The organism is Rhodoblastus acidophilus (assembly GCF_025961575.1).
GTDB classification, from domain to species: Bacteria; Pseudomonadota; Alphaproteobacteria; order Rhizobiales; family Beijerinckiaceae; genus Rhodoblastus; species Rhodoblastus acidophilus_C.
In genome coordinates, this window is the sequence record NZ_JAOQNX010000056.1 from 1 (window position 1) to 10,958 (window position 10,958).

Below are 10,958 nucleotides of genomic sequence, written 5' to 3' on the forward strand. Positions count from 1 at the left end.
CGCCGAAGGAGGCTTCCGACGAAAAGACCGCGCTGATTTTCGCCTATCAGGCCAGCGACGTTCTCCTCGTCGCCATCGTCGCCGCCATCCACGGCATGGCCCTTGAGCGCGATTGCGAGGGCGGCTTGCGCCTCGTCCTCGGACACCCGCCCATCGAATTTCAGGGTGAAGGCGAAAGAATCGTTCGAGGGCGCCCGCGCCGAGGATTCGGCGGCCCATTGCGCGGCCAGGCCGGCGACGGCTTCCTTGCCGACTACGAACGAACCGTCCTCGCGTTCCAGCGCCAACTGGCCCTTGTCGCTCTGATAGGAAAGCAGCGCGCCAGCGCGCCCCGGGCCAGAACCATAGGACGCCAGTTTCACGACGGCGGCTTGTGAACCCCTCGCCAGCCCGGCGTTCACGACGGCGGCCGAGCGCGCAACGGCGGCGACACGAACAGAAGACGCCGCAGCCGCGACAGAGACGGAACGCGACGCGGCGCCCGTTGCGCCGTTCAGCTTGACCATCCCAGCCCCGCCGCCTGCTGACGCCGCGCGGCGCACGCGCAGCGGGTCGTCTTCTTCAATCCGGTCATGGGCCGGCGCGGCCGTCATCGAGCGCGGCGCCGGTGACGCTGGAACGAAAGACCCCGCCGGCTCACGGGCAGGCTCGGGCCGACCGACGCGGGACCCCTGCCCGGACGCCCACTCTTCCGCGGCGATGATTTCTTGCCGCGCCTGCCAATCGTGAAACGTGCGCGCACGCTTCAGGCGCCGCAACACACCCGAGATTTGGAGATCGGCGAGGTCGATCACGGCGCCGGGGCCTCGACGGCTTCAATAGCGCGACGGCGCGACCGGGAGCACAGGGACCGATAGAGCGCGTCGAGCTCGACGATGGCTTGGTAGGCGTCCCCAAGCCACTCACTCACATCCTCGCCCCTGACGACATGGCCGGCGTTCATGTGGTGCACCGCCTGATTGAGATTGACGCCGATGGCGCGGACCTGGCGCGTCAGCGCGACGACTTCGGCGCGCGCCTCGCCCGAAAAAGTCGGCCCAAGGAGAGACGCGGAGCGGGCCAGTCGGCGGAACCCTTCGGACACAGTGATGCCGGCGTCTTGGCAGAACCCCGCGAACAGAACGTCCTCCTGTGCGGTGAGACGCACGTGGCGAACGATTGCCTTCCGCGTCGGGTCGCTTGGTTCGTCCGTCATGAAAGGCGCGTCGCAAGAGGGGCTGGTTTGCCAAAAGCAAACTGCCAGACCCGACAGCCCGCCCGGCAGGGCACATAAGCAGTTTGTATCACAAACGCGGTATCCTGCCAATAACCGTTACCTATAAAATTCCGATTTCCTCTTCAAACAGGATAGAAACAAGATACCGATCTAACACAAATGGGATTATACGCGGAATTAAATCTGATGATTACAGGATGACTACAGGATAACCAACGGACACAACGGGATCGGATCTGGACGAAAACCAGACGCCAACAGGATTACGACAGGCACGAGAGCGGATGCGCACCGGATTGCTACCGGAGATAACAGGATAGGCTCCGGACGAAAGCCGGATGCCAACAAGATTGCGATCATCGCAAAAGCGGATGCGTATCGGATCGGCTCAGGAGAAAACAGGATCGGCCCCGGGCAACAACCGGGCATCGAACAGATGAGAACCAGAGCAAAACCGGATAAGCCGGCCCTGAAAACGGACGTAAGGAGGATGGAAAACGCCACGGAACCGGACGAAAGAGCTTGTCGAAATTGCTAATGACTTTTATCTTTCCGGCATGAAAATTCCCCATGAATTGATTGCCGGCGTCTGCGCTAAATTGATTGAGGCTCCAAAAGCGGACGCGAAGAGCGTCCGTGCCGCCATCCTGCAAATGCGCGAGCAATTGATCGCCGCCATGATCGAAAAGAACTGGGATATGCGCCAACTGCGCGAGTGGTTGGCCGCCCAGGGCGTCGACGTGCCGCTTGAATCCCTGGGCCGTTACCTCAGGGGGATCCGCGCGGCGCGAAAAGCCAGCCTCGAAAAAGGGACGACGCAAAAGCGGGAGGCGCGCCGCGCCGATCCGCCTGCAATGCCGGCGCCCAAATCGCCCTCCCCGAGCGCGCCGCCGGAGCGGGGCGTCCCGCCGATGCCCTCTTCGATATGGAAAAGACCGCCCGAGACCTCCGCCGAGGCGGGCGCGAAGGAAAGCGGCGCGCCGCGAGCCTCATCATTTTCAGTCAGACCTGACCGCGAAAAAATATAGGAGTTCTTCTAATGACGAAGCCCATTTACATCGTCGGCGGCAGCAAAGGCGGCGTCGGCAAATCGCTGGTCACCATGGCGCTTATTCACGCGCTGACCGAGGTCGGTGAGGACGTGTTTGTGATCGACGCCGACACCTCCAATCCCGACGTCTGGAAATGCTACCAAAATGAAGTCGTTTCAGAGCTGGTGAACCTGGATGAAGCCGACGGCTGGATCCGGTTCGTCAACATTTGCGACGAATACAAGGACAGCGTCATCGTCGTGAACACGGCCGCGCGCAACAACACGGGCGTCGCGGCCTATGGGCGGACCCTGAGCCAATCTCTTGATGAACTGGACCGGCAGCTTGTGACGTTCTGGGTCGTCAACCGCCAGCGGGATAGCCTTGAGCTGCTGCAGGACTACCTCGACGCCATCCCGAATTCGACTGTGCATGTCTTTAAGAACGGCTATTTCGGCGCCGACAACAAGTTTGAGCTCTATAACGGCTCTGACCTGAAAAAGGCGGTCGAGGCCAAGGGCGGCAAATCCCTGATGTTCCCCGACATGGCGGATCGGGTCAGCGACGACATTTACAGCAATCGGATGAGCATCGCCAAAGCCTGGAAGACAATGCCGATCGGAAACCGGGCGGAGCTGCGCCGCTGGCTGGAGGAAGTGTCAAAGGTGTTTGTGCCGGTCATGGTTCATGGCTGACGGCGACGCCTGGCCGCCTTTTGAAAAACTGCTCGGGCGAAGCGCGACGGAGACGGAACGGGAGCAATTGCGGAAAATCGGCGACGCGCTCGAGTTGCAAAAGAATGACGCGCTGTGGTCGGTGCTGTTCGCCCTGCAATATTTCGACAGCCTTTATCGCCAGTATCCCAAGGCGATCGCAGGCGAGGCGACCAAAATCCTCGTCGAGACGCGGAAAGCCGCCGACGCGGTGATCCAAGAGAGCGCGCAGAAAGCGCACGCAGACTTGGCGCGCGCCATCGCGACCGCCGCACAAGCGGTCGCGCGCGATGCCGCGCGGCGGCAGATGCTTCAGTGGTTGGTCGCGGGGATGGCGCTCGGCGCCGCGTTGATGATGATTGGGGCGGTCATCGGCGCAAAATGGTTGGGCGGCTGACCGCTTCCTCGGCGCTCGGCGGAGACATGGGCAGTGAAGCAGCCTCGGGGGCCCTGCCGCGACGCGCTTCCCGGCTCAGACCAAGAGACGCGCGGACGATCAGTCCTGACGCTTGGTGACCTGCACGCGTCGAGACCGACGTTCTCGCGCCCACGCCTCGAACACTTGCAAGACGAAGGCGCGGCTGAAGCGGCCGATCTCGCAGTCGGGCTCGAGATAGTGGGATTTCCCGACAGAATCGACGTTCACTTCGTCGAGAATGATCCACATGCGGCGGTCTGCGTCCAACCCGCCGCGTCGCTTTTCCGTCTCGGGCACTTCCCGGAAAAACCGATCCTTGCTCGGCACTTTGGTCGTGATGGGGAACAGGAGCAGCACGTCGTCGTCGAGCCGAAAGCCGACGACTGTCGGACGGGGCTTGCGTCCTTCGGTTTCACCCCGCTGCGCCTCTGAACCCCAAAGAAATGGAAAGCGAATGACAACCCCGCTGGTGAGGCTGTCGCGCGTCATTCGTCGCCCTCGCGCTTCATGCGCTCGATCTCAGCTTCCGCCTTGGCAAAAAATTCGTCCGGCAGGCTGTCGATCGTATAGTGCCGCCGCGTGTCGCGAGCCTTCAGGCGCTCAAATTCATCCACGGTCATGACGACGAACGCCGGGCGCTTGCGTTGCGTGATCGTGACCGGGCCACGTCGGGCCGCTTCAAAAATATCGCCGGATTTTCGGGTCCAATCGGACGATGGGAACGTCGTCATGCCAGCAGCCTCCTTGCACAACAATTACAACATTGTTGTATCAAGGGCGAAGGCAAAATACAACATTGTTGGTGAAATGGGCAAAAGACAGCCGCAGGGATGAAAAAGCCAAGCGAGCGAACGGTCCATGAGCGCACCCCCGCCTGGCGAAGGCTTCAGTCCTTCTTAGGGGTCATCACGTCGAACTCGTCGGCGATGACGTCCACGGTGTAGATCGTTTCATCGCCCTTCTTGTAGGACGACTCCGCGACGCGGGCCTCGGCATAAATGTAATCACCCTTTTTGACGTTCTCGGCGATCCAGGCGGCGCGCTTCTCGGACAGAACCGTGAGGGTGAGCCAGTCGCTCTTCTCCTCCCACTCGCCGTCCTTGTTCTTGACCGAGCGATTGGTGCAAACCGAGACCTTGACGGTTTTGCCGAACACCTTGGGAGCGGCGCCGACGAAAGCGCGGACGATCAAGAGGTTGGTGGTGCGCATCGCTTCTTTCTCCGAATTCATTTGGCAAAATCAGTTCCTTGAACGCCAAGTGCCGGAACCCGTCGCGACAGCGTCAAGACAACCGCCCGCGCAATCGGCGGGAAAGGCGACGTTTAAGAAAATAAAAGTTATTGTCAATTTGTGAGACAGGGTGTTCCTTGGCGCGGTGCCGTTGGCAGGCGGAAACCAATGCGCGCTTTGGGCGCTGGGAAGTGCCGCGCCTCGTCGAAAGGACTCGCGCAAGGAGAAATCATGCCGCGGCTGGTGGTGCTCGATGAGTTGCGCGGCGTAGCGATCATTTTCGTTCTGTTGTGCCATATCGCCCTCATTTGGAGCGGCGCGCCCTGGGCGGACGCGCTCAACCAGGTTGCGCTTGGGGTTGGCGTCGATCTGTTCTTCGTGATTTCCGGCTTTGTGATTTCCAGAAATTTGGCGAGGATGCCTGCGGCGAATTTCTGGCCGGCGGCGCGGTCGTTCTGGCTGCGCCGGCTTTTCAGAATCGCCCTGCCCGCTTGGGCGGTCGTGACGGCTGTTGGCGTCGCGGAGCTGGCGTATGGATCGGCTCCAGCGACGATGGGCGACCTGGCCGCGGCCGCGGGATTTTACGGCGACATTTATTGGGGCCGGTGTTTCGAGGGAGCCCGCTCGTGCGGCGCGGCCCTGGCGACTTCGCATTTCTGGAGCCTCGCGCTCGAAATGCAGTTTTACGCAGTCGCACCATTGCTTGCCGCCCTGCCGCGACCTGTGGCGACCGTCCTCATTGGCGCAACCGTTTGCATGTTGACGGCGACGGCTCGGCCATGGGGCGGATTCTGGTGGGCGCTGCGGGTGGACGGGTTGCTGATCGGCTTCTGGCTGGCCGGCGAAGCCGCGCGCAACGCCCCCTGGCTTGCGCGCGCCTCACGCCTCTCCATCGGCGTGGCGGTCCACTGGGTGGTGGTTGCGGCGGTGCTCGGACGGATCTTCGCGTCGGGTCCAGGCGGCGTCGGCCTGACGCTGATCGCGACGATCATGGGGTTTGTGATTGTCGGGCGCCTACAGGCGGACGAAGCGGCGACGCCGCTGGGCCGCGTCCTCCGCGGAGTCGGCCAGCTGTCGTTCTCGATTTATCTGGTTCACATGCCGCTGTTGTTCGCGGCGCACGCGTGGGCGCCTGCCTCCCCTGCCCTATCTTTGACGGTCGGCCTGATCGCAACCCTCGTCGCCAGCGTCGGCCTGGACATTTTTGTGACGGCGCCCGCACAGGCGTTTGGACGCCGCCTCACAGCACACAGGGAGCCGCTGGCGGAGCGCGTTATATAAGTTATTGTCATTTTTTCAGACGCCGCGTTATAGCTGGTGACACATTTTCTTGGAGGCGTTTCGATGAAAAGGACTTTGACCCTGGGCGCGCTGCTTCTGGGCGCGCTTGCGGCCGGCGGGATGAAGTCGGCGCGCGCGGATACGGAAGGCTGCAAAGTTTACCTGTGCATCTCCTCCAGCACGCCGGGGTGGCGAAATGTCCCCTATTGCGTCCCGCCGGTCACGGCGGCGATTGCGGCGTGGGAAGGTTGGGGCTCGATGCCCTCATGTCCGGAAGGAGGAAGCGCGTTCACCTCGCTTTGGATCAGAATGTTCCCGCTTCCGTTCTCATTTTAATCGCGCGCCATTTCCGAAGCTGACTGCCGAAGCTGGCGATCCGTGGGCGAATTCAACGTCGACGATCCAGCAGCTGCGCAGCCACCCAAAACCTGAATCCCGGCCGCATGCCAACCGCGAGGCAACTCGACGCCCGACCGCCATTAACAATCCCAATCGCTTATGACCCTAGGTCGCATGAAATCTCGCGGATCGGATCGCCACGAGTTGAATGACCGCGAATTTGGGGCCTCAAAAATCATTATACCATTGGAGTCCGCTACGACCGGACGTACGACCTTCAATTGGCCGTGCTCGTCTAGCTCGACGTACGGGTACAGGCCGAGAAACTCGCGTCCGCGATAGTGCCTCTCGCCTTCAGCCAATACCGGCAGAACCGCCACGGGGCCGCATGCACCGTCGAACCACCCCATCTCCCAACACATCCATAGCGACTGGTCAGCACCCTGCGTGTCGAGGAACAGAAGCGAGTCGCTGACGCCCATCGTCGCCCGAATAAAACCTGCATTAGCAGGCGTGACCTCGGCCCGATTCGCTTCCGGCACGTCGATCCAGTCGCAAAATACAGCGAAATTTAAAGAGGTTAGCAGGTCGTAGACGCCTAGGACGATCGCGGCGTCGCGGATCGTCTGAGACAAAAAGATATCGTACCTCGGCAAACGCTTTCGCGCCGTCCGTCTCAGCGCTTCATTGATACTGACACCTTCTGCGTCTGCCCGCTGCCGCGCCCGTGCGCGCACTTCGGACTCCCGAAGGAACGTCACGAGTGCCCCTTAGCGTCTCGGCGAGGCTGCCAGAATCGCTTGTCTATGGCGACGGGCTGATCGCCCGGGGTCCTGAAGCGCTCCTCCCTGACCGAAATGTCGAGATGGCGATGGAACAAAGCCACATAGTCCAGATCATCCGCCAAATCGGTGGACAACGCTCCCGAACGTGCAGCAACCTCCAGCGTCGCGCCCCCCGTTGAGAAGACCGGCACCACTTTGGCTTCGGGCTGCAGGCGCCCGAACAGTTCGTACTCCTGGACGATGCCTCCCATCCCGCCAATAAACACTGCGGCCTTAAATACATTTTCAGAAAACATGCGTTCGCGCATTAGCAACAGGCTCTTCTCGCGATCACCCTCTACATCTTCCGTGAAGGTGACGTTTTGAAAACGCTCATTGTCTTCTGGGAACTCATCCTTGAAATGAAGAGACTGATAAAGGCGGACCCACTGCCCGTACTCAACCCCGACATCTTGAGCGATGACCCAGATCATGGGCGTGATCGCTGGCTGCCCGCCCCACACCAGCAGACGGCGCCCGAGGGTTACGTGGACCAGGGCGGACACGGCGGCGCCGATCGCCACCGAGTCGGCGTTGGCAGCATACTGCGGTCCTCGCCGCGGATCGGGCACGCCAGCCGAGAGAAAAATGGCGTCGGCCATGTTCAGCCCTCCCAAGCAGCGAGCGTCCAGCCCGCCTCTGAGACCTTAATCGCCCGAACCGCGCGGATTTGCTCATCGAGCCAACGCAGATGAGCGCTCCAAGCATCGCGTATGCCGACATGATCGTAGACAAGCACGGGCACCTCTCGCTGGTCCGCTCGCCTCGCCTTCTCAGCAACATCGTTCAAGATCTCGGCTGTCGGTATGCCGACAATCGGGTAGGCCCAAATCTTACGGTCATCGAGCAGCCGGACTGCGATGGCTCGATGAGCGCCAACGGCTTCAACCGCCGCGCCGATCTTCTCGACATCAGCTCGAAGCTTGCCAGTGATAGACAGGTACCGGGCGGCGATGCTGCGACTTCTCAGGCGCTCGACTTGGAGAACGATACTGTCTGCCACGGCGGACGCCAGCGGGCCGTCCGGGCCGTCGAGCTCTGCCGCATCGAGATATACCGTCTCGGCCATGTCAGTGAGCTTGCTCGGCGTATGTTTGGGCCAGATGACCCTGAGCACTTGGATGTCCTTGGCCCGCGCGCGCCCGATCTCCTGTCGAGTCCACCGGCTGTCAAAGTAGCCTGGCGTGTCAAGCATGACCATCACGTCCGAGCCGACCAACCGATGCCAGAGCACGTCTTGGAAGGGATCGCCAGGCCGAATGTCGTGCGTGTCCAAGAACACGTCGAAGCCTCGGGCGGCAAGCAGGTCATGTAATTGCAGGGCGGCGGAGCGGGATTCCACCCGGCGGTAGCTGACGAACACGCGGCGCTGACGCCGAAGCAAGCCAACGCATTCAAGCATCGCAGCCGCAAGCTCGGTCATGTCTGGATCATCAACGCGCCGCTTCAGGCCGTTAGCGGCCTGAAGGAATTCTGGGATTTGTGAACCAAAGTCACCATCGGCGGCCACGGTAGGTATCACAGGGGCGCTAGCTCGCACGAGCGAGAGCGCAGGATTGAGATCGGTGCAGTCAACGCCGCCGAAGTAAGCGGCCGCGAACGCCGCTCGTTTGTCACGAGCCGAAACCGTAGCCCCGTCGTGCACGAGAACGTCGTCACCAAGAACGAGCCCGAAGTCTTCGGTAAGGCCGCGCAGCGCCATGGTCAGCCTCTGCCGCTCGTCCTCCGTCGCACTTCCTAGAATCGCGAGTTCGTAGATGCTCATGGGCGTCTCAGCGGCCGACAGCCTTGGCGGCAGCTTCGATCCAGTCCGAAATATTGTTGTAGCCGTTGTCGTCGCACCAGTCGTAAGTCTTGTAAAGCTTGCTGAGTGGCACCTTCGTGCCGTTCTGGTCTACATGCCAGTACTCGAGCGGGTTCCTGCCCTGAACATCAGCCCCGAGTTGCGGATCCTTGACCTTGTGAATATCAATGGCAAGAAGGCCCTTTTTTAGCTCGTAGCTCCGCTTGATCTCGTGGCGGACCCACTCCCGATCATAAGTCTCCGCCCCGAAGAGCACCACCGTAACCGACGTACCCTTCAGCTGCTCTTCAATCCACTTTTCGATACCGCCAGCGCGCTTTTTCACCTCCTCAAACTCCGCCGCGTCGTAAAATGGCTGAGTCTCGCCCTTGGCGCGAACGACCCAAGAATTTCTGACCTGCACAATGCGACGAACGTCGCGTTTATAATGAAAGCTAAAAAACACTTTCCTAGCCATGTATCACCTCCAATATAGTTGCGAGGATATTGACGGAAACCGCGCCTCCTCTCAATTCCACAAGCATGACAATGGCGCAGCCGCCAGCCGCTCGCCGAACGGTACGAAATCCGTGCTGTCATAGAGGACGACGCCGAAAGCGAAGCGATCCCCGCACGCCTCGGCCAGGGCTCGAAGACCGGCGAAATCACGGGCCTTCGCAGTGGCGTTCGCTTTCACCTCGATCCCGACGATCTTGCCGTCGTCGCGCTCCAACACGATGTCCACCTCGCGCGTGTCCCGATCCCGAAAATGATGCGGTAACAGCCGCAGATCCGAGGCGCTCATAAGCTTCAACACCTCCGAGAATACAAAGCTCTCCAGGAGCGCCCCAAATGTTCCGCGATCGGCTTTCACTCTATCGAAGGTGAGGCCGCGCACGGTTGCAAGCAGGCCAGAGTCGAGGAAATGCAGCTTGGGCGTCTTGATGATGCGATTCAGCGCATTGGTGAACCAAGGTTGCACGGTTGCGATCAGGAACACCTGTTCGAGCAACGCAACATAGCGCTGTCCAGTCTTGTGGGTCACATTAATGCCAGCGGCGAACTGCGAATAATTCACCAACTGTCCGGAGTGCTCAGCAAGCAGCCGCACGAACTTGGGAAGCTCGGTCAATTTCTCGACATCGGCGATGTCGCGCAGATCGCGTGTCAAAATCGACGTGAGATATGACCGCAACCAATCCTGCCGTCGCCGTTCGTTATTGCGGCTAATTGCCTCGGGAAACCCTCCAAGCAGTACAAGCTCAACCAAATCATCACCGACGATGGCATTCTGCTGACTTTGGAGCCTCCCCTCGAAAACGCGCTCCAAGAATGTGGGCTTTCGGCCTTCGATCTCGGCCTTTGCGAGCGGGAACATCTGAATCGTTTCCATCCGGCCGGCCAGACTGTCGGCCACTCGTGGCAAGGTCAGCACGTTTGCCGATCCCGTCAGCAGGAACCGCCCTGGTCGATAGTCTTCGTCGATGGATTTTTTGATCGCGAGCAGCAGATCGGGCGCACGCTGAATCTCGTCGATGATAGCTTGATCTAGACCGCGGATGAAGCCGGCCGGATCGGACTGCGCCGCCGCGAGAACTGTGTAATCATCCAGTGTTACATAGGCTCGGCCACCTTCGCCCATCTTTCGAACGAGCGTCGTCTTGCCGGCTCGACGCGGCCCTACGATCAGGACCACCGGGGTGTCCGAAAGGGCCTCTTCCGCCCGTCGCTCCACAAATCGTCCGAACATGTCGATTTTCAATGCCTCGCAGATTGGGATTATCTGCCTCGGCGGATTGGGAGTCAATGATCCGCCGATTGGGATTTTTGTTGCCGCAATACGAGAGTGGGAGAAATTCCTGCCGAGAGTTATGGTCTCAAACACCCGGGATAAAGGGGCAGGGAAAAGCCTTCCCCGCATTTGCGATGTTTGTCAGTTTCCGAAGCGAAATCGTCATCCCGCCAAAGACAATTGCGCAAGTCCCTGGTACCGACTGAAGGATTTGACGCGTTCGCTAGCTGGCCTGCCTGGATTCCAGCGTGAAGCGCAACGTTTAAGCGAAGCGAATTTGGACGTCCTTCCCGAGTTCGGCAAGTATGGCCTGGAATGGGGTTCTGTAGG

At 60.5% G+C, this 10,958-nt stretch carries 14 protein-coding genes and 1 pseudogene; 5 read left to right on the top strand and 10 right to left on the bottom strand.

Translation table 11 applies throughout. The features are described from left to right. A pseudogene (locus tag M2320_RS22835) lies at positions 1-794 on the bottom strand (hypothetical protein); the annotation flags it as partial. Further along, positions 791-1,195: a plasmid mobilization relaxosome protein MobC gene (gene mobC, locus M2320_RS22840; RefSeq protein ID WP_264599268.1), complete on the bottom strand. Its 405-nt coding sequence runs from the start codon at positions 1,193-1,195 to the stop codon at positions 791-793. The pseudogene M2320_RS22835 and the gene mobC, both read right to left, overlap by 4 nt. Before the next feature lie 578 nt (positions 1,196-1,773). Here mobC and M2320_RS22845 point away from each other — a divergent pair. From M2320_RS22845 to M2320_RS22855, 3 genes are all read left to right on the top strand, one after another. Beyond that, on the top strand, positions 1,774-2,244 hold the full coding sequence (locus M2320_RS22845; protein ID WP_264599269.1) for a hypothetical protein: 471 nt from the start codon (positions 1,774-1,776) through the stop codon (positions 2,242-2,244). A gap of 11 nt (positions 2,245-2,255) precedes the next feature. Then, positions 2,256-2,942 (top strand): P-loop NTPase, encoded by a 687-nt coding sequence (locus tag M2320_RS22850; RefSeq protein WP_264599270.1) that lies wholly within the window; start codon positions 2,256-2,258, stop codon positions 2,940-2,942. 121 nt (positions 2,943-3,063) lie between these two features. Beyond that, positions 3,064-3,357: a hypothetical protein gene (locus tag M2320_RS22855; RefSeq protein WP_264599271.1), complete on the top strand. Its 294-nt coding sequence runs from the start codon at positions 3,064-3,066 to the stop codon at positions 3,355-3,357. A 99-nt stretch (positions 3,358-3,456) separates the two neighbouring features. Here the strand turns inward: M2320_RS22855 and M2320_RS22860 are convergent, their stop codons facing one another. The 3 genes from M2320_RS22860 to M2320_RS22870 form a co-directional block, all read right to left on the bottom strand. Further along, complete coding sequence (locus M2320_RS22860; RefSeq protein WP_264599272.1) at positions 3,457-3,867, bottom strand: hypothetical protein; 411 nt, start codon at positions 3,865-3,867, stop codon at positions 3,457-3,459. Beyond that, positions 3,864-4,109, bottom strand: coding sequence for a type II toxin-antitoxin system prevent-host-death family antitoxin (locus M2320_RS22865; protein WP_264599273.1), 246 nt, complete (start codon positions 4,107-4,109; stop codon positions 3,864-3,866). Before M2320_RS22865 ends, M2320_RS22860 begins: the two co-directional genes overlap by 4 nt. Positions 4,110-4,264: 155 nt before the next feature. After that, a complete protein-coding gene (locus M2320_RS22870; protein WP_184428220.1) occupies positions 4,265-4,588 on the bottom strand; it encodes a single-stranded DNA-binding protein in 324 nt (107 codons plus the stop codon). 252 nt (positions 4,589-4,840) lie between these two features. On the opposite strand from M2320_RS22870, the gene M2320_RS22875 reads away from it, so the two are divergent. Then, positions 4,841-5,890, top strand: a complete 1,050-nt coding sequence (locus M2320_RS22875) for an acyltransferase family protein (RefSeq protein ID WP_264599274.1) — start codon at positions 4,841-4,843, stop codon at positions 5,888-5,890. A 479-nt stretch (positions 5,891-6,369) separates the two neighbouring features. Here M2320_RS22875 and M2320_RS22880 read toward each other — a convergent pair whose 3' ends face one another. The 5 genes from M2320_RS22880 to M2320_RS22900 all read right to left on the bottom strand — a co-directional run bounded on the left by M2320_RS22880 (position 6,370) and on the right by M2320_RS22900 (position 10,586). Next, a complete protein-coding gene (locus tag M2320_RS22880) occupies positions 6,370-6,864 on the bottom strand; it encodes a hypothetical protein (RefSeq protein ID WP_264599275.1) in 495 nt (164 codons plus the stop codon). A 122-nt stretch (positions 6,865-6,986) separates the two neighbouring features. Then, a complete protein-coding gene (locus M2320_RS22885; protein WP_264599276.1) occupies positions 6,987-7,655 on the bottom strand; it encodes a hypothetical protein in 669 nt (222 codons plus the stop codon). 2 nt (positions 7,656-7,657) lie between these two features. Next, positions 7,658-8,818: a toll/interleukin-1 receptor domain-containing protein gene (locus M2320_RS22890; protein WP_264599277.1), complete on the bottom strand. Its 1,161-nt coding sequence runs from the start codon at positions 8,816-8,818 to the stop codon at positions 7,658-7,660. Between the two features lie 7 nt (positions 8,819-8,825). Beyond that, complete coding sequence (locus tag M2320_RS22895; RefSeq protein WP_264599278.1) at positions 8,826-9,314, bottom strand: TIR domain-containing protein; 489 nt, start codon at positions 9,312-9,314, stop codon at positions 8,826-8,828. Positions 9,315-9,365: 51 nt separating this feature from the next. Continuing rightward, positions 9,366-10,586, bottom strand: a complete 1,221-nt coding sequence (locus M2320_RS22900; protein ID WP_264599280.1) for an ATP-binding protein — start codon at positions 10,584-10,586, stop codon at positions 9,366-9,368. Between M2320_RS22900 and M2320_RS22905 the strand changes: the two genes are divergently transcribed. Continuing rightward, positions 10,585-10,958, top strand: a 374-nt coding sequence (locus tag M2320_RS22905; protein WP_264599279.1) for a hypothetical protein, incomplete at its 3' end; no start/stop codon positions are given. The genes M2320_RS22900 and M2320_RS22905 overlap by 2 nt on opposite strands.